This is a genomic window from Lelliottia sp. RD5, from assembly GCF_056032945.1.
Genome location: NZ_JBVYHQ010000004.1, coordinates 14,386 through 39,194, shown reverse-complemented (window position 1 = coordinate 39,194; position 24,809 = coordinate 14,386). Strand labels below are relative to the sequence as shown.

The window sequence follows — 24,809 nt, the reverse complement described above, 5'->3', positions numbered from 1 at the left end:
TTTTGCATCACCCGCGTTTTAATTACGCACGAATCGTATCATCACCGTAGCCGATCCACTTGTAGGTGGTCAGTGCTTCGAGACCCATTGGCCCGCGCGCGTGGAGTTTTTGCGTACTGACCGCCACTTCTGCGCCCAAACCAAACTGTCCGCCGTCGGTGAACCGCGTGGACGCATTCACGTAAACGGCAGAAGAATCCACTTCGTTGATAAAGCGATTGGCGTTACTGAGCGTGCGGGTAAGGATCGCATCGGAGTGTTGCGTACCGTGTTCACGAATGTGCGCAATGGCGTCATCCAGATCGGTAACCACTTTTACGTTCAGATCCAGCGATAAATACTCGTCATCATACTGCTCTGCTTTCACTGCTTCGACTTTCGCCGCGCCGCCTTGCAACAGCGTCAATGCGCTGGCATCGGCATGTAACGTGACGCCACTCTCGGCCATTTGCTGACTCAGCGCAGGCAAGAATGTGTCAGCAATGCCCTGATGAACCAACAGCGTCTCAACAGTGTTACAGGTGCTTGGTCGCTGGGTTTTGGCGTTGACGATAATCTTCAGCGCAGGCTCAATTTCGGCGCTGTCATCCACCACGATATGGCACACGCCGATACCGCCGGTGATCACCGGAATGGTCGATTGCTCGCGACACAGCTTATGCAGACCGGCACCGCCGCGTGGGATCAGCATGTCGATATATTTGTCCATGCGTAGCATTTCATTCACCAGCGCACGGTCCGGGCTTTCAATCGCCTGTACGGCCCCCGCCGGTAAACCGCACTCTTCCAGCGCTTGCTGAATCACTTTGACGGTGGCGGCGTTAGTGCGCCATGTCTCTTTGCCCCCGCGTAAAATGGCGGCGTTGCCCGTTTTAAGGCACAGAGAGGCGACATCAACGGTGACGTTTGGGCGCGCTTCATAGATCACGCCAACCACACCGAGCGGCACGCGGCGACGTTCAAGTCGCAGGCCGCTGTCGAGCACCCCACCGTCGATCACCTGCCCAACCGGATCGGCAAGATTGCAGACCTGACGCACATCATCGGCAATGCTTTTCAGGCGTGCAGGGTTCAGCGCCAGACGATCCAGCATCGCGTCGCTCAGGCCGTTCGCGCGGGCTTCCGCTAAGTCTTGTTCGTTGGCGAGCAAAATCTGTTGTGACTGCCCTTCCAGATAATCAGCGATTTTTTCCAGAACGCGATTTTTCTCGCGGCTGGAAAGGAGCGCCAGCTTATAAGAGGCGGCTTTAGCAGCTGCGCCCATTTGTTCCAGCATGTTTGGCTCCTTAGCGAATAATCATATCGTCGCGATGCACAGCGACCGGACCGTATTCGTAGCCCAGAATGGCGTCAATTTGTTGTGAGTGATGGCCGGCAATACGGCGCAGCGCGTCACTGTTATAGCGCGTAACGCCATGAGCGATGTCGCGTCCTTCGAGGTTACAGATACGAATCACTTCACCACGGGAGAAGTTACCTGTCACGCTTTTAATCCCTTTCGGAAGCAATGAGCTCCCTCTTTCCAGAATTGCGGCGGTGGCACCTTCATCAACGGTGATTTCACCGGCAGGCGGGGCACCAAAGATCCAGCGTTTACGGTTTTCTAATGGCGTGGCTTCGGCGTGGAAACGCGTGCCAACGGAAATGCCTTCCATCACGTCGCCAATCACACCAGGACGGCTGCCCGCAGCAATGATCGTGTCGATACCGGCGCGACACGCCACGTCAGCGGCCTGTAATTTCGTGCCCATACCGCCGGTGCCCAAACCCGATACGCTGTCTCCGGCGATGGCACGCAGCGCGTCATCAATACCGTGAACATCTTTTATCAGCTCGGCCTGCGGATTGTTGCGCGGATCGGCGGTGAATAAGCCCTGCTGATCCGTGAGCAGCAGCAGTTTATCGGCACCCGCAAGGATCGCTGCCAGCGCGGAGAGATTATCGTTATCGCCGACTTTGATTTCAGCCGTCGCGACGGCATCGTTCTCGTTAATCACCGGAACGATATTGTTATCGAGCAGCGCCCGCAGGGTGTCGCGCGCGTTCAGGAAACGCTCACGATCTTCCATATCTGCACGGGTTAACAGCATCTGCCCCACGTGAATGCCATAGATTGAGAACAGCTGTTCCCACAGTTGAATCAGTCGGCTTTGTCCCACGGCGGCCAGCAGCTGTTTGGAGGCGATCGTTGCGGGCAATTCGGGGTATCCCAGATGTTCACGTCCGGCAGCAATCGCCCCGGATGTGACGATCACGATACGGTGACCTGCGGCATGAAGCTGTGCGCACTGGCGGACAAGTTCAACAATATGGGCGCGATTAAGGCGGCGCGATCCGCCTGTTAAAACACTGGTACCGAGTTTTACCACCAGCGTCTGGCTGTCACTCATGATTCTCTGCCATTCAACAATAAGGGAAAATGATGTAATCAGACGTTTTAACAGGACTCAGCGCCGTTGCCAACTGCCATAGCACAAAGCACGTTAATTTGTTGTGCGGGATCAGGAAGCGTAGCGGCAGATGTTGACAGTTTTATTACCGAAAAAATAAATGTGACTTTTTTAAACATATTCTTACTTTGTCATAAAACGTTCATCCCCGGACGATAAAAACCATCCTGTTTTTCACGGGGTAATGAGCCGAATCTTATTGCTCAGCGAATATTAGCGCGTTTTAAAAATATCAGGATTGAAAATGAAAAAGAGCACTCTGGCATTAGTGGTAATGAGCGTTGTCGCATCCGCATCCGTACAGGCAGCCGAAGTTTATAATAAAAACGGAAACAAACTGGACGTGTACGGCAAAGTTAAAGCCATGCATTATATCAGTGATAATGATGCTAAAGACGGTGACCAGACCTACGTTCGTTTTGGCTTCAAAGGTGAAACGCAAATTAACGATCAGCTGACCGGTTACGGTCGCTGGGAAGCAGAATTCTCCGGTAACAAAGCCGAGAGCGATTCCACGCAGAAAACCCGTCTGGCATTTGCTGGCCTTAAATTAAAAGACTTCGGTTCCCTGGATTACGGACGTAACCTGGGCGCGCTGTATGACGTGGAAGCCTGGACCGATATGTTCCCGGAATTCGGCGGTGACTCTTCAGCTCAGACCGATAACTTTATGACCAAACGCGCGTCTGGTCTTGCGACATACCGCAATACCGATTTCTTCGGCGTGATTGATGGCCTGGATATGACTCTGCAATATCAGGGTAAAAACGAAGATCGTGACGTCAAAAAACAGAATGGCGACGGCTTTGGTACCTCTCTGACTTATGATTTCGGTGGCAGCGATTTCGCCGTCAGCGGTGCCTACACAAGCTCTGACCGTACTGACGACCAGAACCTGCAGGCGCGTGGCGAGGGCAAAAAAGCGGAAGCCTGGGCAACAGGTCTGAAATATGACGCGAACGATATTTACCTAGCCGCGATGTATTCTGAAACGCGCAATATGACGCCTATTCCAGGTGGTTTTGCAAATAAAGCGCAGAACTTCGAAGTAGTTGCGCAATATCAGTTTGACTTTGGTCTGCGCCCATCCCTGGGTTACGTCCAGTCGAAAGGCAAGGATATTGAAGGTGTTGGCGATGAAGATCTGGTCAAATACATCGACGTTGGCGCGACCTATTATTTCAACAAAAATATGTCCGCATTTGTTGATTATAAAATCAACCAGCTCGACGACGACAATAAATTGGGTGTGAACAGCGATGACATCGTCGCGCTTGGCATGACCTACCAGTTCTAATATTCAAATATGAAAAACCCGGCACGACGGTGGCCGGGTTTTTTATTGCATACTTTTAACAGAGCGTGTCATCTTCGACTTTCAAAGCTACAGGCTGACTTAAACCGTATTTTTTAGATTAGATGCAGAACCCATACGTTCATACGGTTTATCCGCTGCCCTGTTGCCAGCCTTCACTCAACGACACGTAGTGAACATGACTTTCACAGACGCTCAATATTGATAGTCATTGCCGCGTGAAGCGTTCCTGGTACGGCTTCCTGCCCCGTGAGTTTAACAATAGCAAAGTTTATCGCTTCAACGCGGATTGGCGATGCGATCATTAATTCCTTATTTATTGGAAAAATATTATGGTCTTTGTCATAAAGACCAATACCTAAGCCTTTAGCGCGAGTTTGCGAAACGTCCATGTTCGCCAGGGCTGTCCCGTCGGCATTATCTGCTGTTCCAGTCAGGCGGTAAGCGAGCCTACCGTTCGTTGCCATGGTTATGCATTCCTCGCCACCCGTAAAATAAAAATTAAGGGCTTGCCCGGTTCCGTTAAACGTTTCCGTCCCCTGGTCAATAACATCTTTCATACTTTCCGAAATCATAAACGTGTTTTGATTGATATTAATCCCACAATCTTTAGATGCGTTTGCGGTAACCGAGCCGGTAATGGCAAGTGTCGACGAGGTATCTTCCGCATGCGCAAAACCCGCCAGTAAAAAAGTGGATAATGCCAGGCTAAGAATATTTTTTCCCATTTCATTCATCCTTGTATGTTCTGTGTAAAGTAAACATTGGAGACTATGCAAAGCCTCTACAGCGTATTTAAAGACATATTATCCTCATGAATAACTTTTTTTTAAATATCACTCTCCAAATAATGAATCCAGCCATTATGCAACGGTCTTCTACATCAGGTCGGGCATATTATTACTTGCAAAATGACGAGTCTCAATGTGGCATTTAACCCCACAGTCTTAAAGTTCGCAATGACATCAAACACCTACCTTTTCGAAAGAATGAACCGGCATTTTTATGAGAATTAATAAAAACAAGCGAACAATGCTGCAAGATTTTGATTTTAATGAGATAAGACAAAGAGGCTTCTTACTATTGTTTTGGTGAAATGCCGAGTGGCTAATAACGATGAGGAAATATTTTTCATCCAGATATACATATTTATTTTCTGGACACAATAATCAGATAATGCATCTTCATTCACGCTGTACAATTATCTTTATTAACGGTCTCCACATCGTATACGGCATGAGGGAAAGCAATAATAGCGTGTGTGCAGGGGGAATTCTGCGGGCAGAATGAGAGATAAATAAAACCCGCCGCAAGGGCGGCCGGGTTTTATACGTTATTCAGGCGGAAAGTTTGATCTTCTGGTTGGTAAAATCATCTGCAGGTTCGAGCTTAAGCTCAAAGGTCTCCAGCAAAGCGCGCGCTTTTTCATGGAATCCGCGCAGGGTTTGCTCCAGACGCTCGACGACTTCCTTATCCTTGATGGTTGTCGCTTGCCAGTGGCCCGCTTTATTGAACAAACCAAAATGATAGGTGTAGGTGAAGCGTTTTTCTTCGGCTTCCATTTCCATCCACCAACCCCAGAATTCACGCTCTTCTGGCGCGGGTTGCACATTGACGCATACAGCCAGGCAGTCGAAAAAAAAGCGATTCTCTTCACACTGCTCTTCACGGATGTACGGGCCCAGAGCCATGAACTTCTTAATCAGTCTGCTTTTCGGGTGTCCACTCGGTAACGTCATTGCGATCTCCTTTTGTCAGTCCACTGTTTTACCAAACCATCAAAATTTAGCAATCTCTTAACACAATCTCTGCGTGATCCAGCGTGTAATCTCTTTCAGGCCTTTGTCAAAATTCTGATACACCGGACTGAAGGGGATCTCCAGCAGTTTGCCATCCGAAGATGACGACGTGATTAAACGCGATTCTTCTTCAGGGCTGAAGGGGTCATTTTTCCAGAAACCTGACATCATTGGCGTGGGACAACGACGCCCCAATAACCCCTGCGTTTTTAACGAGTAACGGTTCAGTTCTACGCGCAGCGCTTCATCCGATGCATCATGCATGCCAAGCCGGCTTGCCAGGACGTCCAGATACATTTCAGGCACGCTTCCCTGACGCTGCGGCTCGCTGAGCAAAGCATGGACAACAGGCCCAAGACATGCGACCGCTTTCAGACGGGACGACTCAAGATACGCCAGGCGCACCGCGACGTTTGCCCCAAACCGGAAGCCAAATGCCGCCACACGGGTGTGATCCACCCACGGAATATTCTCGAGCGCTTTAAGCGCATGCTGGTGCAGCAAACTGGAATCTTGCGTCAGTTTCCATTTCGATGAAAACCCGATCGACGGCATGTCCAACGTCAGCATCGCGATCCCTTTTGGTGCGAAGTAACGCTCAAACAGGCTGTAATAGTCAATTTGCAGGGAGTCGAGACCGCCGCACATCAGCACCGTCGGGAACGGGCCCTCGCCGGGCGGCATATGCAAGAATCCGGTTACCGATGCACCACCGGGGATGGCGAATTCGATTTCACGCATGTTGCAAGGTAGCCGCTGTGCCGCTTCTTCATAAGCGCGATTGGCCAACGCCTGCGCTTGTTCTGCCAGGTCATCGCCTTTGAGATGAGGATAGGCGGCGATGCTGTAGAGGTTGGCGGCATGCAGCCAGTGTTGTCCGCTGAGGGTTTGATCTGGCTCCTGCGTCGCCTTTTGCTGCCAGACCATCGCCTGCGTGGCCCACTCGTAGATCCAGTTTCCGCCACGATACCCCACAACGGTATCGTAAAGTTCACTGTCGGTACGGTCAGCTTCGCTCATGACGATGCGCGCCTGGACTTCGAGGATCTCACGCGCATCAATACCGCGCCAAATCCACATCAGGCGGTTGATCATGCGATACCAGTGCGGCACGGTTTTGCCATCCAGGGCGGACTGAACTGCGGGCTGGGTGCCGGGATTGAAACGACGCACCAGCGTCGACGTTTCCGGGTGCTTGAAACGGGGTTTGAACAGGGTTTCGCTGAGATTCGCCTGAGTCATTGCGCTCTGCCTCCATGATGACGTGTCATAGCGGCTATTGTAACGCGGCGCAGGCTAAATAAAACAACGCCCGGCATCACCGGGCGTTAAAAATAATATCGACGCGGTATTAACGGCCTGAAATCGGCGGTACGAAGACCACGCCCATATCCCATGGCTGTTCAATCCAGGTATCCTGCGGGATATCGATAACGTAATCGTCGACCAGCGGCTGCCCGGCTGGTTTGGCGAAAATCGTCACGAAATGCGCTTTTGGATACATGTCGCGGATCGCAACGGCAGTACCGCCGGTGTCGACCAGATCGTCAATCACGATAAAGCCTTCGCCATCGCCTTCAGCGCGTTTCAGCACGGTCAGCTCACGCTGGTTATCGTGGTCATAGCTGGAGATGCAAACGGTATCAACATGACGAATACCCAGTTCACGCGCCAGCAGTGCGCCAGGCACCAGACCGCCACGGCTAACGGCAATAATGCCTTTCCACTGTTCAGAAGGCATCAGTCGCGCGGCCAGCTTGCGGGCGTGAATCTGCAACATGTCCCAGGTGACGACGTATTTTTCGCTCATGTGAAGTGTCCCAGCCTGTGTATATACGGCTTAAAAAGTGTTCGAGGGGGAAATAGGTTGCGCGAGATTATAGAGATCTGACGCGCTAAAAACCAGTATTAAGCGGCGCTGGCCGGAGTTTTTACTTGCATTATGCTAGCAGCAGACGGAGAAAGTGGTATTCTCGACCTTATCTCGCAAGCCCGACTTGTGGTGACTATTAATCTGCTAACCCTGTGACCTGCAAGCTTGTTGCAGCGCCACGACAAGGAGACTCATCGTGTCTGAACTGTCTCAATTATCTCCACAGCCGCTGTGGGATATTTTTGCCAAAATCTGTTCCATTCCTCACCCGTCCTATCACGAAGAACAGCTTGCCGAACATATTATGGGCTGGGCGAAGGAAAAAGGCCTGCACGCGGAACGCGATCAGGTTGGCAATATTCTGATTCGTAAAGCGGCTACCGCAGGGATGGAAAACCGTAAACCGGTTGTGCTTCAGGCGCACCTAGACATGGTTCCGCAGAAGAACAACGACACCGAACACGACTTCACCAAAGATCCTATTCAGCCGTACATTGACGGCGAGTGGATCAAAGCGCGCGGGACAACGCTAGGCGCGGACAACGGTATCGGTATGGCATCTGCGCTGGCCGTGCTGGCCGACGATCGCGTTGAACACGGTCCGCTGGAAGTGCTGCTGACCATGACCGAAGAAGCGGGCATGGACGGCGCATTTGGTTTGCAGGCCAACTGGCTGCAGGCGGATATCCTGATCAATACCGACTCCGAAGAAGAAGGTGAGATCTACATGGGTTGCGCGGGCGGGATTGATTTTATCTCTACCCTGCCGCTCTCCCGTGAAGCGGTTCCGGCCGGTTTCCAGACCTTCAAGCTGACGCTGAAGGGCCTGAAAGGCGGTCACTCCGGCGGCGATATTCACCTGGGCCTGGGCAATGCTAACAAACTGCTGGCGCGCTTCCTGGCGGGTCATGCGGACGAACTGGATCTGCGTCTGGTGGATTTCAACGGCGGTACGCTGCGTAACGCGATCCCGCGTGAAGCCTTCGCGACCGTTGCCATTGCCGCGGATAAAGTCGACGCGCTGAAAAACCTGTCGACGGATTATCTGGATATCCTGAAAAACGAACTGGCCGCGAAAGAGAAAAATCTGACCGTGGTTCTGGAAGCCGTATCCAGCGATAAAGCGGCACTGACCAAACAGTCCCGCGACAGCTTTGTCCAGCTGCTGAACGCGACGCCAAACGGGGTGATTCGCAACTCCGACGTGGCGAAAGGCGTGGTGGAAACGTCCCTGAACGTGGGCGTTGTGACCATGAGCGACGACAGCGCAGAAATCATCTGCCTGATCCGTTCTCTTATCGACAGCGGTAAAGAGTACGTGGTGAGCATGCTGGAATCGTTGGGCAAACTGTCTGGCGCGAAAACGTCCGCTAAAGGCAGCTACCCAGGCTGGCAGCCTGACGCCAGCTCTCCGGTGATGGCACTGGTGCGTGAAACTTATCAGCGTTTGTTCAACAGCACGCCGAACATTCAGGTGATTCACGCGGGTCTGGAGTGCGGTCTGTTCAAAAAACCGTACCCGGATATGGATATGGTTTCCATTGGGCCGACCATTACCGGGCCACACTCCCCGGATGAGCAGGTTCATATTGAAAGCGTGGGCCATTACTGGACGCTGCTGACCGAACTGCTGAAATCGATCCCGGCTAAGTAAATCTCTACTGGGATGGGTGCAGTCTGATACCCTCACCCCAGCCCTCTCCCACAGGGAGAGGGAACCAAAACGCAGGCCCGGTAAGCGTAGCGCCACCGGGCTTTTTTATAGCCCCAGCACCAGTTGCCGCTCCAGCTGCGGATCGAGCAGCGTAACATGCAGGCCCACCAGCCTGACTCCCCTTCCTGCGCGGCGTTCTTGCCAGGCTTTTTTCGCCGTCTCAATCAGATCGTCTTTATTCAGTTTCGGCCAGACATGTTCCTGCGTGGTTTGCTGGAAATCGTTGAATTTCAGCTTAACGCCCTGGCGAGCAATCAGCAGATCTGGCTTCACTTTTGCCAGCCGTCGTTCCAGCTCGGGATAAAGCTGTTCGGTAATAATCGTTTCGCAGTCGCTCCAGTCGTGAATATCTTCTGCCAGCGTGCGCTCGACCCCCACGGATTTTCGCAGGCGTTCATTGTTGATACTGCGCTCGTCGATCCCCTGACTGCGCTCCCAGAGCACGCGCCCAAACTTACCAAATCGCTTCAGGAGCATCGCCAGGTCGCTTTTCTGCACGTCTTCACAGGTACGCAGCCCCAGGTTTTCCAGCCTGGCGGCGGAGACTTTGCCGACGCCGGGGATTTTACTCAGCGGCAAGCTTTTCAAAAAATGGGGAACGTCATCGGGCGTTATCACGTACTGGCCGTTAGGTTTGTTGAGATCCGAGGCGATTTTGGCGAGAAACTTTACCGGCGCGATACCGGCTGAGGCGGTGAGATTCAGTTCATCAGAAATGGTCTGGCGGATCGCCTGCGCCATTAGCGTGGCGGAGCCGTGGCAGTGCACGCTGTCCGTCACGTCCAGATAGGCTTCGTCCAGCGACAGCGGTTCAATAAGCGAGGTGTAACGGGAGAAGATTTCCTGAATACGAACCGAGGCTTCTTTATATGCATCGAAACGGCCGGGCAGCAAAATCAGATGAGGGCAGAGCTTGAGCGCCATCGCCGTTGGCATCGCGCTGCGCACGCCAAATTTGCGCGCCGGATAATTGGCGGTGCTGATAACGCCACGCTTGACGCGGCTACCGCCAATCGCGATGGGGACATCCCGCAACGCCGGATTGTCTCGCATCTCCACTGCGGCAAAAAAGCAGTCCATATCGACATGGATTATTTTGCGCATAGTAAGCCCTCACTCATCACTGGATAAGTATACAGTAAAAGTTTAAACTTTGAGAAGCACTCTATGACGCAGACTCTCGCCCGAATAAGGCGCGTTTTTACACTGTTCTTACAGTTATTCCGGCGTGAATGCGGTATAAAGAAAACTATTTTGTAAACTCATGGCTTCGTGCTTGCGAAAAAATTCAGCGATGCTAATGTGAGCGCTCCTAATCCAGATAATTCTGATTTCGGGTCTCTTTTGCCGTCCTGGCAAGTTGGTTTGGCTTTATCAAGGAACTTGTAGTATGCGTAAAATCGCATTGTTTATTGCGATGCTTCTGATTCCGTGTCTTTCGTTTGCTGGGCTATTAAGTAGCAACAGTTCAACAACACCAATCAGCAAAGAATATAAACAGCAGTTAATGGGATCACCGGTTTATATTCAGATCTTCAAGGAAGAACGCACACTCGATCTATTTGTCAAAATGGGCGAGACATATCAGCTGCTTGATAGCTACAAAATCTGTAGTTATTCCGGCGGGTTGGGCCCGAAACAGCGTCAGGGTGATTTCAAAAGTCCCGAAGGGTTCTACACCGTTCAACGTAATCAGCTCAAACCTGACAGCCGCTTTTATAAAGCCATTAATATCGGCTTCCCGAATGCCTATGACCGTGCACACGGTTACGACGGCAAATACCTGATGATTCACGGTGCATGTGTGTCGATTGGCTGTTACGCCATGACGGACGGCGGTATTGATGAAATTTTCCAGTTTGTGACGGGCGCATTGGTGTTTGGTCAGGCGGGTGTGCAGGTCAGCATCTATCCGTTCAGAATGACGGATGCCAACATGGAGCGTCATAAGTTCTCGACCTACTCGGAGTTCTGGAAACAGCTAAAACCGGGCTATGACTACTTCGAGCAGACGCATAAACCGCCAACCGTTTCGGTTGCAGATGGACGCTACATCGTCAGTAAACCGCTGAGCCATGAAGTCGTCCACCCACAGTTGGCGTCAAATTACGCGGTCCCCGAGACAAAATAAGACCCACTCGCCTGGCATAATCTTTTGCCAGGTTTCATTGCCCGTCAGTGGCTGAGTGGCGATAACCGTGACCACATCGTTAGGTGTGGTCTCCGTTTGAAAATCAATTTCCACATCCTGATCGAGCAGCTTCGCAACGCCAAACGGCGCGCGGCGCGTTATCCAGAACAGATTGGTCGAGCAGAACGCCATCACGTAGCGCCCATCCGACAGCAGCATATTAAATACGCCCTTCTCACGCAGCTCACAGGCCAGCGAGCCGATGTATTTGAACACGGCGGTCATGTTGGTCGGCGTACGCGGATAGCGCTCGGCCAGCTTATGCAGCAGCCAGCAGAACGCCTTTTCACTGTCGGTCTCCCCCACAGGACGGAAATTCCCCGTCACCAGCGTTTTATAGCCCGTTAGTTGGCCGTTGTGCGCGTAGGTCCAGTTGCGGCCCCACAGTTCACGGGTGAAGGGATGCGTATTTTCCAGCGCCACTTCACCGCGATTCGCCTGACGAATATGCGCGATGACCGAGCACGATTTTATCGGGTAATCCTGCACCAGTTTGGCAATCGGAGAGTTAAAGCTAGGCTGCGGATCTTTGAACGTGCGACAGCCTTTGCCTTCGTAGAAGGTAATGCCCCAGCCGTCTTTATGCGGCCCGGTTCCTCCACCGCGCTGCACCAGCCCGGTGAAACTAAAGCAGATATCGGTTGGCACATTGGCGCTCATCCCGAGCAATTCGCACATACATCACCTCCACAAAAACGCCTCAACCCAGGAAAGCGTCAATGGTGTAGCAATCTCACTACACAACGGCAAATACTAAAAACGTTTATACCCTAAATAATTCGAGTTGCAGAAAGGCGGCAAGGGAAGAAATCCCCAGAAGCATAGATAACTATGTGACTGGGGTTACTGAGTGCAGCCAACGCATCTGCAGCGTGAACGACGACGGGTATAATTACTTAACCATCTCTTTTTCGATCAACTGAATCAGGATATGAATCACTTTGATATGAATCTCCTGAACGCGGTCAGCGTAGCCGAAGTGCGGCACACGAATTTCAATATCCGCGGAACCTGCCATCTTACCGCCATCTTTACCGGTCAGAGTGATGACTTTCATCCCCTTCTCACGCGCCGCGTCGATCGCTTTGATTACGTTTGCGGAGTTACCGGAAGTGGAAATACCCAGCAGAACGTCACCTTCACGACCGACCGCCTCAACGTAACGAGAGAAGATATGGTCATAACCGAAGTCGTTACCCACGCAGGAGATGTGGCTCACGTCAGAAATCGCAATCGCCGGATAGCCCGGACGGTTTTCACGGTAGCGACCGGTCAGCTCTTCCGCAAAGTGCATCGCGTCACAGTGAGAACCGCCGTTACCGCACGAGATCACTTTGCCGCCCGCTTTGAAGCTGTCTGCCAGCAGAACTGCCGCGCGCTGAATCGCATGAATATTGGCTTCATCTTTCAGAAAGTTAGCTAACGTTTCCGCTGCTTCGTTCAGTTCGTTACGAATAAGATCCTGGTACATGAGGATAATCCTTCAGTATTGATGAAATAACTTACGGAGTGTACCGGATCACGCGAAAAGCGAGAAGCTATACCCGTCATACTTCAAGTTGCATGCGTGTTGGCGGTGCCTGCTCACCCCGGTCACTGACTAAAGTAAGCGCCTGGGGATTCTCAGGCTTGCCGCCTTCCCGCAACTCGAATTATTTAGAGTAAACAGCCATGCGAATCATCCGGCATTTTGATGATTCGTGCCTGCCACACCCTGAACATTGTGAACCAGGTTGTAATTATTTTGTGAACGTATTGCTAAAAGAAATGACATCCACTACAACCATATCATCACAAGTGGTCAGACCTCCTACAAGACAGGGAGCTTTTCTTTATGATGATTTTGAGCATTCTCGCAACTGTTGTTCTGCTCGGTGTGCTGTTCTATCACCGCGTGAGTTTACTTCTGAGCAGCCTGATTTTACTGGCCTGGACCGCTGCGCTGGGTCTTTCTGGCCTGTGGAATATCTGGTTTGTCCTGCCGCTGGCCATCATCCTGCTGCCGCTGAATTTACCCGCGATGCGTAAGTCGATGATTTCCGCGCCAGTGTTTAAAGGCTTCCGTAAAGTGATGCCGCCGATGTCGCGCACCGAAAAAGAAGCGATCGACGCGGGCACAACCTGGTGGGAAGGCGACCTGTTCCAGGGGAATCCTGACTGGAAAAAACTGCACAACTATCCGCAGCCGCGTTTAACGGCTGAAGAAGTAGCCTTTATCGACGGCCCGGTTGAAGAAGCGTGCCGTATGGCGAACGACTTCCAGATAACCCATGAAATGGCCGATCTGCCGCCGGAGCTGTGGGCGTTTCTGAAAGAACATCGCTTCTTCGCGATGATCATTAAAAAAGAGTACGGCGGTCTGGAATTCTCCGCTTACGCTCAGGCTCGCGTTCTGCAAAAACTGGCGGGTGTCTCCGGAATTCTGGCGATCACCGTCGGCGTACCGAACTCACTAGGCCCGGGCGAACTGCTGCAACACTACGGCACTGAAGAGCAAAAAGATCACTATCTGCCGCGTCTGGCACGCGGACAGGAAATTCCATGCTTCGCGCTGACCAGCCCGGAAGCCGGTTCTGATGCCGGTGCGATCCCGGATACCGGCGTGGTCTGTATGGGCGACTGGCAGGACCAGCAGGTGCTGGGCATGCGCCTGACCTGGAATAAACGCTATATCACCCTGGCGCCTATCGCGACCGTACTGGGGCTGGCCTTTAAGCTTTCCGACCCCGACAAACTGCTGGGCGATGAGGAAGATCTGGGCATTACCTGTGCGCTGATCCCAACGTCCACGCCGGGCGTTGAAATTGGTCGCCGCCACTTCCCGCTGAACGTACCGTTCCAGAACGGTCCAACCCGTGGCGAAGACATCTTTGTGCCGATTGATTACATCATCGGGGGTCCGAGCATGGCCGGTCAGGGCTGGCGGATGCTGGTGGAATGTCTGTCGGTTGGTCGCGGTATCACCTTGCCGTCAAACTCTACTGGCAGCCTGAAGTCAGTGGCGATGGGTATCGGTGCCTACGCGCACATTCGCCGCCAGTTCAAAATTTCTATCGGTAAGATGGAAGGTATCGAAGAACCGCTGGCGCGTATCGCGGGTAACGCCTACGTGATGGACGCCGCTGCATCGCTGATTACTTACGGCATCATGCTCGGTGAAAAACCGGCAGTGCTGTCGGCTATCGTGAAGTATCACTGTACCCACCGCGCACAGCAGTCAATTATTGATGCGATGGATATCGCGGGCGGCAAAGGCATTATGCTCGGTGAGAGCAACTTCCTTGCACGTGGATATCAGGGCGCACCGATTGCCATCACCGTTGAGGGGGCAAACATTCTGACCCGCAGCATGATGATCTTTGGTCAGGGCGCGATCCGCTGCCATCCGTATGTGCTGGAAGAGATGGCGGCGGCGCAGAATAATGACGTCAACGCCTTCGATAAACTGCTGTTCAAGCATATCGGCCACGTGGGCAGCAACAAAGTACGCAGCTTCTGGCTGGGCCTGACGCGCGGTTTGACCAGCGCCACGCCAACCGGCGATGCAACCAAACGTTATTACCAGCACCTGAACCGTCTGAGCGCTAACCTCGCGCTGCTGTCTGACGTGTCGATGGCGGTCCTGGGCGGTAGCCTGAAGCGTCGCGAGCGTATCTCTGCCCGTCTCGGCGATGTGTTAAGTCAGGTGTTCCTCGCGTCTGCCACGCTGAAACGCTACGACGACGAAGGCCGTCACGAAGCGGATCTGCCGCTGGTCCACTGGGGCGTTCAGGATGCGCTGTATAAAGCAGAACAGGCGATTGACGATCTGCTGGCGAACTTCCCAAATCGACTGGTTGCAGGTGCGCTGCGCGTGGTGATCTTCCCGACCGGTCGGCACTACCTTGCACCGTCCGATAAGCTCGATCATAAAGTGGCGAAGATCCTGCAGGTCCCAAGCGCGACTCGCTCCCGTATTGGTCGCGGTCAGTACCTGACGCCAAGCGAGCACAATCCGGTGGGACTGCTGGAAGCGGCGCTGCTGGACGTGATGGCTGCCGATCCGGTCCACCAGAAAATCTGCAAACAGCTGGGTAAAAACCTGCCGTTTACACGTCTGGATGTACTGGCAGAACAGGCGCTGGCGGGTGGCATTATCGATCACACCGAAGCCGCCGTGCTGATTAAAGCCGAAGAGAGCCGTCTGCGCAGTATCAACGTCGATGATTTCGAGCACGACGAGCTGGCGACCAGGCCGGTAAAGTTGCCGGAGCAGGTCCGCAAACCTGAAGCGGCATAACCCGCTGCGCTGCCACCAACCCCGCCCTGTGCGGGGTTTTTTATTGCCACATTTTCTCTTTGCCCCGTGCTACAGTGTCAAAATGCTGTCTGACGAGGAGTCTGAATTGTGCCTGGTTTGAAGATTACCCTACTGCAACAACCCCTGGTGTGGATGGATGGCCCGGCCAACCTGCGCCATTTTGATCGCCAGCTCGAAGAGATTTCCGGGCGCGATGTGATTGTTCTGCCAGAAATGTTCACGACCGGCTTCGCCATGGAAGCGGCAAAACAGTCTCTGCCACAGGACGACGTGGTCGCCTGGATGTACGCCAAGGCTCAGCAAACCAATGCCCTGGTAGCCGGAAGCGCGGCGCTGCAAACCGATCGCGGCCCCGTAAACCGTTTCCTGCTGGTCGAGCCGGACGGTACGCTGCACTTTTACGACAAACGCCATCTGTTCCGCATGGCGGATGAGCATCATCATTACGAAGCGGGCAATGAGCGGGTGATATTTGAGTGGCGCGGCTGGCGGATCCTTCCGCTGGTGTGTTACGACCTGCGCTTCCCGGTGTGGTCACGCAATCGCAACGATTACGATCTGGCGCTGTACGTGGCCAACTGGCCTGCCCCACGCTCGCTGCACTGGCAGGCGCTGCTGGTGGCGCGCGCGATCGAAAACCAGGCGTACGTGGTCGGCTGTAATCGCGTCGGCACGGACGGTAATGGACATCACTACCGCGGTGATAGCCGGGTGGTGAATCCTCAGGGAGAAGTGCTAGCGACGGCGGAGGCGCATCAAGCCACGCGTATTGACGCCGAGCTGTCGCTGACTGCACTGAAGGAGTATCGGGAGAAGTTTCCTGCGTGGCAGGATGCCGATCCATTTAATATTGGATGAGCCCCCTGTTTTGGAAGGCGATCCAGAACCGCATTTCATCCCGTGGGAGAGGGTTGGGATACGGGGAATATGTTGCTCTGTTAGTGATTCCGTTCACTTCATGATCAGCATTTTTCTATATCAACCGAACCTGTGAACGTGCCAGGGTGGCTCATTCGCCACCACCCTGGCGACCCGGGCTTCCGGCAAGAAAATCGTCGCTTCGCGATACCCTCAGCTTATCCCTTCAGGCTTTCGGGTCGGTCGCGATCCTGCATCCATGCAGGTCGCGTCCTCTCCGCGCTTCCCTGCGCGTCGCCCCGGCCTTTCGGCAACGCTTCGGCGATTTACAGCCGGACCAGTCCATCGCTGCCAGTCGCAGAGGATCATTAACAATATCGTCGCATCAGCTCACTAACGCCTGTCCGTCTTTGCGACTTTCGGTTGCTGCAACGTAATGCCCTTCCGGCATGCGGTAAATCACCTGCGCACCGCCGAAGTTGTATTCCTGCAACGGATCTTCCACCACAATCTGATGCCCGCGCTCGCGCAGCGCCGCAATCGTATTGCGATCAAACGTCGATTCGACGATCACTTCCCTGCCCTGCACCACGCGCCAGCGCGGCGCATCGATTGCCGCCTGCGGGTTTTGCCCGTGCAGCATAATGCGCAGCGCCATTTGCATATGCCCTTGCGCCTGCATCGGGCCGCCCATCACGCCAAATGACATCAGCGGCTGACCGTTTCCATCCATCGCAAAGCCCGGAATGATGGTGTGGAACGGACGCTTGCCGCCCGCCAGCGCGTTCGGGTGTTTTGGGTCGAGAACAAAACCGCAGCCACGGTTTTGCAGGCTGATGCCGGTATCCGGCACAACCACGCCAGAGCCAAAGCCCATAAAGTTCGACTGAATAAAGGAGATCATCATACCGCTCGAATCGGCCGCGGAAAGGTAAACCGTCCCGCTTTGCGTCGGCGCACCGTAGGTGAAATCTGACGCCTTATCGTGGTCAATGAGCGCCGCGCGCGAGGCCAGATACTCATCGGTCAACAACGCTTTCGCCGCGAATTCCATGTGCTCTTCGTCGGCCACGTAGCGATCCAGATCGGCAAGCGCCAGCTTCATCGCTTCGATTGACAGATGCAGCGACTGTACGGAATCCGGGTGATGGCGCTCAATTCCGCACTGTTCCAGAATCCCGAGGGCAATCAGCGTAGCGATGCCCTGGCCGTTTGGCGGTAGCTCTTGCACCGAACCGCCCGCGAAATCACGCGACAGCAGTTCAACCCAGTCAACGCGATGATTCGCCAGATCCTCAGCCGTCAAATGCGCGCCATGCTCTTTGGCAAAGGCGGCAATTTTCTGCGCCAGCTCACCACGATAGAACGCTTCACCGTTGGTTTTGGCAATCAGCTCCAGGGAATTGGCCTGCGCCGGATTACGGAAAATCTCGCCGATACGCGGGGCGCGGCCTTCTGGGGCAAAACAGGCGCTAAAGCCCGGCTGATCTTTCAGTTTGTTATAGCCGCGCTGCCACAGTTGACCAATCAACGGTGAAACCGGGAAACCGTTGCGCGCATAGTCAATGGCCGGTTGCGCCAGCGTGGTTAGCGGCAGCGTGCCGAAGCGCTCCGCCAGCGCCACCCAGCCAGACACCGCGCCGGGTACGGTAACGGCATCCCAGCCAAGCTCTGGCATGGCGGTTTTGCCCGCAAACAGATCCGCATGCCAGCTGGCTGGCGAACGGCCTGAAGCGTTCAAACCGTGCAGTTTTTTACCGTCCCAGACGATGGCAAACGCATCGCTGCCAATTCCGTTACCGGTCGGCTCAACGACGGTGAGCGCCATGGCGGTTGCAATCGCCGCGTCAACGGCATTGCCGCCGAGCTGCAGCATGCGCATCCCAGCCTGCGCCGCCAGCGGCTGAGAGGTGGCGACCGCATTATGCCCCATCATCGGAGGGCGTCGTGACGCGTAACCGGTCGTAAAATCAAGCGCTTTGGTCATCATGACTCCTTAGTCGTGGCGCGGATCGAGCGCATCGCGCAGCCCGTCGCCGAGTAAATTAAAGCCCTGCACCGCCAGGAAAATAGCGATGCCAGGAAAAATGGACATCCAGGGGGACTGTTCCAAAAACCCTTTTGCCGTGTTGAGCATTGAGCCCCACGACGGGTTTGGCGGCTGTTGACCCAAGCCGAGGAACGAGAGGCTGGCTTCGGCGATAATTGCGGAAGCAATCGCCAGCGTAGCCTGCACCAGAATCGGTGACATCACGTTTGGCAGCACGTATTTGATGATGATCCAGCGATCCGGCAGGCCAATCGCGCGTGCCCCGTCGATATACTCTTCGTTGCGAATGGCGATCACCTGACCACGCGTCAGCCGCGCAAAGATCGGCATCGCTGATAAACCAATGGCGATCATCGCGTTGGTCAGGCTTGGACCTAAAAATGCGCCCAGCGCGATCGCCATGATCAGGAACGGACAGGCCAGCAGCGCTTCGATAAACCGCGAAATGACGCCATCCCAGATCCCCTGGAAATAACCGGCCACCAGCCCCAACGGCACACCGATCACCACGGCAATCACAACCGACATACAGCCCGCCATCAGCGACGTGCGCGCCCCCCAGACAATACGCGAGAGAATATCGCGCCCCAGTTCATCGGTGCCAAACCAGAACAGTTCTGACGGCGGCTTACGCACCGCCAGGAAGTTGGCTTTGACCGGGTCGAACGGTGCGAGCCACGGTGCCAGCAGCGCAATCAGCACAAAGATGCCGACCACGACGGCGCCAATGACCGCACTTTTATTGGCGAGGAATTTCTTCAGCACCCGGTTTTGCGCGCGCGGCAGCACGGGCGCAACGGTTTGAGTGGTCATTTCCGCCATGATTAGCCTCGCATTTTCGGGTTGATGAGAACGTAAAGCACGTCAGCCAGCAGGTTCAGCAGCAGGAAACCTATTGCGACGATCAGCACCACACCCTGCACCACCGCGTAGTCACGGTTGAACACGGAATCGACAATCATTTTGCCAAATCCGGGGATCGTGAAGACCTGCTCGGTCAGCACCGCCCCGCCCAGCAATTCGCCAAACAGCAGCGTGGTGAGCGTGATAACCGGCACCAGCGCATTACGAAAGGCGTGCTTGAGGATCACCGCGTTTGGCAGCAGCCCTTTCGCGCGTGCCGTACGAATGTAATCCGCTTTCAATACCGCAATCATCGACGCACGCGTGTGACGCATCAGCGTTGCCGCAAGCCCGGTTCCGAGTACGGACGCGGGCAGTAACAGCGTACGCAGGTTTTGCAGCGGATCCTCACTGAAAGGCACATAGCCTGAGGCGGGGAGCCACTGCAAATTGACCGAGAACACCAGGATCAGCAAGATCCCCAGCCAAAAGTGCGGTATCGAGATCCCGGAGATCGCCACAAAGTTGGCCCCGTGATCGACCCAGGTATTTTTGTTGACCGCCGCGAGGATCCCCATGCCGATACCAAACACCAGCGCGATGATCATCGCCAGCAATGACAGCTCCATCGTGACCGGCAGTTTGCTGGCGATCAGCTGCGTTACGGGTTCATGGGTGCGTAAGGAGACACCAAGATCGCCCTGCAACGCACGCGTCAGCCAGTCGAAATACTGCACCGGCAGCGGCGCATCCAGGTTCAGTTCCGCGCGCAGTTGAGCGATGACCACCGGGTCACGCTCTTCTCCTGCCATGGCGATCAGCGGATCGCCGGGCAGCAATTTTTGCAGTCCGAAAACCATCATGCTGACCAGCAGTAACGTTGGGATCGCCAGCAGCAGGCGTTTACAAATCAGTTCCAGCATGGTTTCTCCTCACACCTCGTTACTTCGCAAGCGTTATGCCCGCCAGACGCACGATGCCATCCGGATACGGTTTGAAGCCCTGCACGCTTTTGTTCAGACCGAAAATACGCGGCTCAAAATAGAGATAAGCGATGGGCATATCCGTTTGCAGCTGCTTAACCACCTTGTCGTATAACGGCTGACGCGCCGCAGGGTCGGTATTCAGGCGAGCCTGGGTCAACCATTCGTCCACCTGCGCATTGCTGTAACGACCGTCGTTGAGATTGCCTTTGCTGTTAATAAAGCCGTAGATGCTGCCGTCAGGATCCGGGCGACCAGACCAGCCGGAGAAACTCAGCTGGTAATCGCCGCTTTGCTGACGATCCAGCAGCGTAGCGAATTCGGTCATTTGCAGATTCAGATTAAAGCCCGCTTCCGCCACCATCGCCTGTAAGACCTGACCCACCTGCTGTGAAGTTGGGTTATTTGGCACCAGCAGATTGACGTTCAGCGGGGCGTTAATCCCTGCCGCTTTCAGCAGTGTTTTGGATTTTTCAACGTCGCGTGCCGGGACGGGTACGTTGACGTGGTAGGGGCTGACCGGTGAGAACGCCTGGTTTGCCGGGGTATACAGCCCTTCAAACACCACCTGATTCAGCGCGTCGCGGTCAATCGCCAGCGAGAACGCTTCACGTACGCGCGCGTCTTTGAACGGATCGTTCGCCGGGACTTTACCGTTGTTGATATTGAACGTGATGCCCTGATATCCCAGCCCGGTAACTTTCGAAAGCAGAAGCTTGCTGTCCGCTTCAACCGTTTTCACATCGCTTGCCGCTACGCCTTCGGTCAGATCCAGATCCCCCGCGCGCAGGTTCGCCAGACGCACAGAGGCATCCGGGATCGGCAGATAGATGATTTTGTCGAAGTGATACGCGCCTTTATTCCAGTAATTGTCGAAACGACTCAGAACGATGCGATCCTGCGAGACGCGGCTGTCGAATTTGTAGGGCCCGGAACATACGGGATGCGCGGCAAAATCGGGCTTCGCGGCCGCTTCTGGCGCCATCATCGCCCCTGCACGGTCGGTTAACTGCATCAGCAGCGCGGCGTCAGGCGTTTTCAGGTGAATCGCAATTTGGGTTGGGCTTTTGACTTCGACGGATTCAATAGATGAAATTTCGCTTTTACGCAGCGTGCCTTTCAGCGTTAACGCGCGGTCGAGGTTATATTTCGCGGCTTCAGCATCAAACTTTTCGCCATCGTGGAAGGTCACGCCTTCCCGTAAATTCATGGTCAGCGTTTTGTTGTCATCGCTCCATGACCAGTCTTTCGCCAGGCCCGGCACCACTTTCAGATTTTCATCCACGTCCACCAGCCTGTCGCACAGGGAGGCGAACACGAAACGGCCATAGTAGGTGCGCGCCAGATGTGGATCGAGCATATCCGGATCAGCGCCGAGGCCGATTCGCAGCACGCTTTCTGCGTGTGCGGGAACGGCCGCACCAAGCAACATTACACTTCCCAGTACGGTCAAAAGAGAATTACGCATTGTCATTATCATGAGTTCCTTGCTGGAAGAGACGAGTGAGTTGCCGCATGTTCGAACAGCGCGCGGCGGCGCAAAAAGGCTGCGGATGGCGGTGCTATCTGGATAACACTGCGATCGCGATTGATCTCCTGCCAGCGATGACAGGCGACCTGACGTCCACCTTCCAGAACCTGATCGATAGGTTCTACCTGGCGGCATTCATCCGTGACGTAAGGACAGCGGGTGTGGAATCGACATCCGGTTGGCGGGTTTGCCGGGTTCGGCAAATCGCCCTGCAATAACGGCGTAGTGCGCTGCGCACCCGGCTGCATTTGCGGTGCGGAAGCAATCAGCGCCTGGGTATAAGGGTGTAGCGGTGCGTCAAAAATTTCATCGACGGTCGCCAGCTCAACGATTTGCCCGAGGTACATTACCGCCACGCGGTCGCTCATATGGCGGATCACCGCCAGACCGTGCGCCACAATAACCATCGTCAGGCCCAACTGATGCTTCAGGCTTTCCAGTAAATTCACAACCTGTGCCTGCACGGAAACATCCAGCGCTGATACGGGCTCATCGCCGAGCAATAGTTTTGGCCCTGATGCCAGCGCACGCGCAATACCGATGCGCTGGCGTTGGCCGCCGGAAAACTCATGTGGATAACGCCCGGCCCAGGCGGCGGGTAGTCCAACGGTTTTGAGCAGTTCCGCCACGCGATACTGGCGGTCGGCTTTTTTCATGTTCTGATGCAACCACAGCGGCTCACCGACGATTTGTTCCACCGTCATGCGTGGATTCAGCGAGGCAAACGGATCCTGAAAGATGATTTGCAACTCACGGCGCAGCAGGTTCAGACGCGAACCTGAAGCCTGAGTGATCTCTTCGCCCTGATAAAAAACACGCCCTTCGCTGGCCGCGAGTAAACGCAGGAGCAAGCGCCCAAGGGTGGACTTGCCAGAGCCGGACTCACCGACGATAGCCAGCGTTTCACCCGGCATTACCGAGAGCGAAACTCTGTCAACCGCCGTTACAAATTTTGCCGGGGCGAAGAGTTTTTTAGGACCGGGAAAGCGTTTGCTCAGATCGCGAGCTTCAAGAATGGGTACGGTCATGCGATTTCTCCCAGCGCGATATGTTGCTCAAGGGGGACGCGGAAACAGGCAACCTGATGCCCCGCGCCCAGGGTGTTCAGCACAGGTTTTTCTTCGTGACAACGGGTTTGCGCGAACGGGCAGCGAGTCGCAAAACGACAGCCTTTCGGCATAAATTCGGGTAAAGGTACAGCCCCCGGAATCGTTGAAAGCTGACCTTTACGCGCACCGAGCGAAGGAATCGATCCCATCAAACCAATGGTGTAAGGGTGCTGCGGATCGGCAAATATCGCCTCGACGCTGCCCTGCTCCACCACCTGTCCGGCATACATCACCGCCACCTGCTGCGCGACTTCTGCGACCACGCCCAAATCGTGAGTGATCATCAATACCGCTGTGCCCGTTTCCGCTTTCAGGGTGTTCAGCAGGCTCAAAATTTGCGCCTGAATGGTGACGTCCAGTGCGGTTGTCGGTTCGTCGGCGATGAGCAGACGCGGATGATTAATAAGCGCCATCGCAATCATCACCCGCTGGCGCATCCCGCCCGAAAGCTGATGGGGGTAGGATTTCAGACGCATTTCTGGCGCAGGGATTTGCACTTTTTCCAGAATTTGCAGCGCCACTGCCATGGCGTCCGAAGGGGACATTTTCTGATGGCGGATAACCGCTTCGCTGAGCTGATCGCCCAGGGTGAAGGCAGGATTCAGCGAGGTCATGGGTTCCTGGAAAATCATCGCCAGTTCGTTCCCACGCAAATCGGCGTATTCGCGGGGGGAGAGCTTGCGCAGATCGTGACGGCGGAACTGCATTTCTCCACTCACGATTTGCGCGCTGGCTGGCAGTAGCCCCATCAGCGCCAGAGAGGTGATGCTTTTTCCGCACCCGGATTCGCCCACCAGCGCCAGGGTTTCACCCGATTTGACGGTCAAAGAAATGCCGTCGAGCACGCTGACCGGCGAGCCGGAAAATTTCACGTTGAGATTGTGCAGGCGAAGGACGGGCGCGGACTCCTTAAAAGGGATCGTCGTCATAACAGGGAATCATCCTCAAGGTTGATGGCCTGAATCAGGGCGGTTTGCAGGCTGAGCAAGTGTTCGCGCATGGCGGCAGCGGCTTCATTGGGCTGGCGGTTGATGATCGCCGTCATGATTTTGTCGTGATGATCGTTGTAGCTGTCGACGCGTTCAGGCGTTCGGGCAAGTTCGCGTAAATGCTGCCAGCCGGGATCGCGGCGAACGGCGTCAATAGCGTCGAACAGCCCCAGCATCAGGCGATTTCCGGCGGCCTCAGCGATGGCGCGGTGAAATGCGCTGTCCCACAGTTCGTTAAGATCGCGGTCATCCGGGCTGACCTTATTGATGCGTTCCAGCATGCGCTGCATGAGCGCGAGGTTTTCCCTGGTGGCACGCAGTGCCGCAAGCCGGGCCAGGCCCGGTTCGAGCTGCAGACGGGCTTCCATGACTTCCAGCAAATTGGTTTGTTGCACTAAACCCTGAAGTGCCAGCGGTTCAACAGGTGCAGCCGGGCCAATAAAGGTCCCTTTGCCCTGCTTGCGCCAGATGCGCCCCTCTTCTTCCAGCACGTCCAGCGCACGACGAATTTCACGTCGCCCTACGCTGAGTGTTTCCGCCAATTCACGTTCAGTGGGCAGCGGAATGCCTGGTGTTGACTCGTGCTGATGGATGAGACCGCGCAGCTGCTCAAGCGCAGTGCTGGAATTTGCCAGAAACCGTGACGCTTTTTCCATAATGGTTCGCCTGCTTTCATCATTGCTTTATAGTTATGAACGATAAGTTATTGATATAGATAAATACTTATCGCCCATATGATTAAGCAATTAACGAACCAATAAATGATTGGTTCAGGAACTTTCTGGAAAACAGTGAGTAAGCTAA

Annotated in this window: 21 protein-coding genes; 5 read left to right on the top strand and 16 right to left on the bottom strand. The window is 54.5% G+C overall.

Going from position 1 to position 24,809, the window contains the following annotated elements; genetic code table 11:
• Window positions 1-22 precede the first annotated feature (22 nt).
• Window positions 23-1,276 (bottom strand): glutamate-5-semialdehyde dehydrogenase, encoded by a 1,254-nt coding sequence (proA, locus tag AC0LWE_RS14330; protein ID WP_059177829.1) that lies wholly within the window; start codon window positions 1,274-1,276, stop codon window positions 23-25.
• Between the two features lie 10 nt (window positions 1,277-1,286).
• Entirely contained in the window at window positions 1,287-2,390 is a 1,104-nt protein-coding gene (gene proB / locus AC0LWE_RS14325; protein WP_059177828.1) for a glutamate 5-kinase, read from the bottom strand.
• A gap of 304 nt (window positions 2,391-2,694) precedes the next feature.
• Between proB and phoE the strand changes: the two genes are divergently transcribed.
• Complete coding sequence (gene phoE / locus AC0LWE_RS14320; RefSeq protein WP_219347039.1) at window positions 2,695-3,747, top strand: phosphoporin PhoE; 1,053 nt, start codon at window positions 2,695-2,697, stop codon at window positions 3,745-3,747.
• 203 nt (window positions 3,748-3,950) lie between these two features.
• Here phoE and AC0LWE_RS14315 read toward each other — a convergent pair whose 3' ends face one another.
• From AC0LWE_RS14315 to gpt, 4 genes are all read right to left on the bottom strand, one after another.
• Window positions 3,951-4,493: a fimbrial protein gene (locus AC0LWE_RS14315; RefSeq protein ID WP_131489412.1), complete on the bottom strand. Its 543-nt coding sequence runs from the start codon at window positions 4,491-4,493 to the stop codon at window positions 3,951-3,953.
• Window positions 4,494-5,102: 609 nt separating this feature from the next.
• The gene (crl, locus tag AC0LWE_RS14310) at window positions 5,103-5,504 is read right to left on the bottom strand and encodes a sigma factor-binding protein Crl (protein ID WP_059177825.1); all 402 of its coding nucleotides are present in this window, start codon (window positions 5,502-5,504) and stop codon (window positions 5,103-5,105) included.
• A 57-nt stretch (window positions 5,505-5,561) separates the two neighbouring features.
• A complete protein-coding gene (gene frsA / locus AC0LWE_RS14305; protein WP_059177824.1) occupies window positions 5,562-6,806 on the bottom strand; it encodes an esterase FrsA in 1,245 nt (414 codons plus the stop codon).
• A gap of 109 nt (window positions 6,807-6,915) precedes the next feature.
• Window positions 6,916-7,374 carry a xanthine phosphoribosyltransferase gene (gpt, locus tag AC0LWE_RS14300; protein WP_059177823.1) on the bottom strand — a complete coding sequence of 153 codons (459 nt, stop codon included), beginning with the start codon at window positions 7,372-7,374 and terminating at the stop codon, window positions 6,916-6,918.
• Between the two features lie 259 nt (window positions 7,375-7,633).
• On the opposite strand from gpt, the gene pepD reads away from it, so the two are divergent.
• Window positions 7,634-9,091 carry a cytosol nonspecific dipeptidase gene (gene pepD, locus AC0LWE_RS14295; RefSeq protein WP_216980462.1) on the top strand — a complete coding sequence of 486 codons (1,458 nt, stop codon included), beginning with the start codon at window positions 7,634-7,636 and terminating at the stop codon, window positions 9,089-9,091.
• A gap of 105 nt (window positions 9,092-9,196) precedes the next feature.
• Here pepD and dinB read toward each other — a convergent pair whose 3' ends face one another.
• A complete protein-coding gene (gene dinB / locus AC0LWE_RS14290) occupies window positions 9,197-10,255 on the bottom strand; it encodes a DNA polymerase IV (protein WP_174342473.1) in 1,059 nt (352 codons plus the stop codon).
• A 286-nt stretch (window positions 10,256-10,541) separates the two neighbouring features.
• Here dinB and dpaA point away from each other — a divergent pair, with 286 nt between their 5' ends.
• Window positions 10,542-11,282: a peptidoglycan meso-diaminopimelic acid protein amidase gene (dpaA, locus tag AC0LWE_RS14285; protein ID WP_219347040.1), complete on the top strand. Its 741-nt coding sequence runs from the start codon at window positions 10,542-10,544 to the stop codon at window positions 11,280-11,282.
• On the opposite strand, the gene AC0LWE_RS14280 is transcribed toward dpaA, so the two are convergent.
• A complete protein-coding gene (locus AC0LWE_RS14280; RefSeq protein WP_059177820.1) occupies window positions 11,253-12,020 on the bottom strand; it encodes a class II glutamine amidotransferase in 768 nt (255 codons plus the stop codon). The genes dpaA and AC0LWE_RS14280 overlap by 30 nt on opposite strands.
• 214 nt (window positions 12,021-12,234) lie before the next feature.
• Window positions 12,235-12,813, bottom strand: coding sequence for a D-sedoheptulose 7-phosphate isomerase (lpcA, locus tag AC0LWE_RS14275; protein ID WP_059177819.1), 579 nt, complete (start codon window positions 12,811-12,813; stop codon window positions 12,235-12,237).
• A 363-nt stretch (window positions 12,814-13,176) separates the two neighbouring features.
• Between lpcA and fadE the strand changes: the two genes are divergently transcribed.
• Both fadE and AC0LWE_RS14265 read left to right on the top strand, forming a co-directional pair.
• Entirely contained in the window at window positions 13,177-15,621 is a 2,445-nt protein-coding gene (gene fadE, locus AC0LWE_RS14270) for an acyl-CoA dehydrogenase FadE (protein ID WP_219347041.1), read from the top strand.
• 108 nt (window positions 15,622-15,729) lie between these two features.
• Window positions 15,730-16,500, top strand: coding sequence for an amidohydrolase (locus tag AC0LWE_RS14265; protein ID WP_219347042.1), 771 nt, complete (start codon window positions 15,730-15,732; stop codon window positions 16,498-16,500).
• Window positions 16,501-16,885: 385 nt separating this feature from the next.
• Here the strand turns inward: AC0LWE_RS14265 and AC0LWE_RS14260 are convergent, their stop codons facing one another.
• Genes AC0LWE_RS14260 through AC0LWE_RS14230 form a run of 7 tightly spaced genes read right to left on the bottom strand, consistent with a single transcriptional unit; the run spans window position 16,886 to window position 24,661 of the window.
• Window positions 16,886-18,487, bottom strand: coding sequence for a gamma-glutamyltransferase family protein (locus AC0LWE_RS14260; RefSeq protein ID WP_219347721.1), 1,602 nt, complete (start codon window positions 18,485-18,487; stop codon window positions 16,886-16,888).
• A gap of 9 nt (window positions 18,488-18,496) precedes the next feature.
• Window positions 18,497-19,372, bottom strand: coding sequence for an ABC transporter permease (locus AC0LWE_RS14255; RefSeq protein WP_012016162.1), 876 nt, complete (start codon window positions 19,370-19,372; stop codon window positions 18,497-18,499).
• A gap of 2 nt (window positions 19,373-19,374) precedes the next feature.
• On the bottom strand, window positions 19,375-20,316 hold the full coding sequence (locus tag AC0LWE_RS14250; RefSeq protein WP_012016161.1) for an ABC transporter permease: 942 nt from the start codon (window positions 20,314-20,316) through the stop codon (window positions 19,375-19,377).
• Between the two features lie 19 nt (window positions 20,317-20,335).
• A complete protein-coding gene (locus tag AC0LWE_RS14245) occupies window positions 20,336-21,850 on the bottom strand; it encodes an ABC transporter substrate-binding protein (protein ID WP_219347043.1) in 1,515 nt (504 codons plus the stop codon).
• A gap of 2 nt (window positions 21,851-21,852) precedes the next feature.
• Window positions 21,853-22,935 carry an ABC transporter ATP-binding protein gene (locus tag AC0LWE_RS14240; protein ID WP_059177815.1) on the bottom strand — a complete coding sequence of 361 codons (1,083 nt, stop codon included), beginning with the start codon at window positions 22,933-22,935 and terminating at the stop codon, window positions 21,853-21,855.
• A complete protein-coding gene (locus AC0LWE_RS14235; RefSeq protein ID WP_202694342.1) occupies window positions 22,932-23,945 on the bottom strand; it encodes an ABC transporter ATP-binding protein in 1,014 nt (337 codons plus the stop codon). Before AC0LWE_RS14235 ends, AC0LWE_RS14240 begins: the two co-directional genes overlap by 4 nt.
• The gene (locus AC0LWE_RS14230; protein WP_059177813.1) at window positions 23,942-24,661 is read right to left on the bottom strand and encodes a FadR/GntR family transcriptional regulator; all 720 of its coding nucleotides are present in this window, start codon (window positions 24,659-24,661) and stop codon (window positions 23,942-23,944) included. Before AC0LWE_RS14230 ends, AC0LWE_RS14235 begins: the two co-directional genes overlap by 4 nt.
• Window positions 24,662-24,809 lie beyond the last annotated feature (148 nt).

Excerpts from the sequence above, each read along its gene's own strand:
- AC0LWE_RS14240 (WP_059177815.1), bottom strand. The coding sequence starts at position 22,935 with ATGACCGTACCCATTCTTGAAGCTCGCGATCTGAGCAAACGCTTTCCC.
- dinB (WP_174342473.1), bottom strand. The coding sequence starts at position 10,255 with ATGCGCAAAATAATCCATGTCGATATGGACTGCTTTTTTGCCGCAGTG.
- gpt (WP_059177823.1), bottom strand. The coding sequence starts at position 7,374 with ATGAGCGAAAAATACGTCGTCACCTGGGACATGTTGCAGATTCACGCC.
- phoE (WP_219347039.1), top strand. The coding sequence starts at position 2,695 with ATGAAAAAGAGCACTCTGGCATTAGTGGTAATGAGCGTTGTCGCATCC.
- AC0LWE_RS14315 (WP_131489412.1), bottom strand. The coding sequence starts at position 4,493 with ATGGGAAAAAATATTCTTAGCCTGGCATTATCCACTTTTTTACTGGCG.
- frsA (WP_059177824.1), bottom strand. The coding sequence starts at position 6,806 with ATGACTCAGGCGAATCTCAGCGAAACCCTGTTCAAACCCCGTTTCAAG.
- AC0LWE_RS14255 (WP_012016162.1), bottom strand. The coding sequence starts at position 19,372 with ATGGCGGAAATGACCACTCAAACCGTTGCGCCCGTGCTGCCGCGCGCG.
- AC0LWE_RS14280 (WP_059177820.1), bottom strand. The coding sequence starts at position 12,020 with ATGTGCGAATTGCTCGGGATGAGCGCCAATGTGCCAACCGATATCTGC.
- AC0LWE_RS14230 (WP_059177813.1), bottom strand. The coding sequence starts at position 24,661 with ATGGAAAAAGCGTCACGGTTTCTGGCAAATTCCAGCACTGCGCTTGAG.
- crl (WP_059177825.1), bottom strand. The coding sequence starts at position 5,504 with ATGACGTTACCGAGTGGACACCCGAAAAGCAGACTGATTAAGAAGTTC.
- proA (WP_059177829.1), bottom strand. The coding sequence starts at position 1,276 with ATGCTGGAACAAATGGGCGCAGCTGCTAAAGCCGCCTCTTATAAGCTG.
- AC0LWE_RS14235 (WP_202694342.1), bottom strand. The coding sequence starts at position 23,945 with ATGACGACGATCCCTTTTAAGGAGTCCGCGCCCGTCCTTCGCCTGCAC.
- AC0LWE_RS14245 (WP_219347043.1), bottom strand. The coding sequence starts at position 21,850 with ATGACAATGCGTAATTCTCTTTTGACCGTACTGGGAAGTGTAATGTTG.
- fadE (WP_219347041.1), top strand. The coding sequence starts at position 13,177 with ATGATGATTTTGAGCATTCTCGCAACTGTTGTTCTGCTCGGTGTGCTG.
- lpcA (WP_059177819.1), bottom strand. The coding sequence starts at position 12,813 with ATGTACCAGGATCTTATTCGTAACGAACTGAACGAAGCAGCGGAAACG.
- proB (WP_059177828.1), bottom strand. The coding sequence starts at position 2,390 with ATGAGTGACAGCCAGACGCTGGTGGTAAAACTCGGTACCAGTGTTTTA.
- AC0LWE_RS14250 (WP_012016161.1), bottom strand. The coding sequence starts at position 20,316 with ATGCTGGAACTGATTTGTAAACGCCTGCTGCTGGCGATCCCAACGTTA.
- dpaA (WP_219347040.1), top strand. The coding sequence starts at position 10,542 with ATGCGTAAAATCGCATTGTTTATTGCGATGCTTCTGATTCCGTGTCTT.
- AC0LWE_RS14260 (WP_219347721.1), bottom strand. The coding sequence starts at position 18,487 with ATGACCAAAGCGCTTGATTTTACGACCGGTTACGCGTCACGACGCCCT.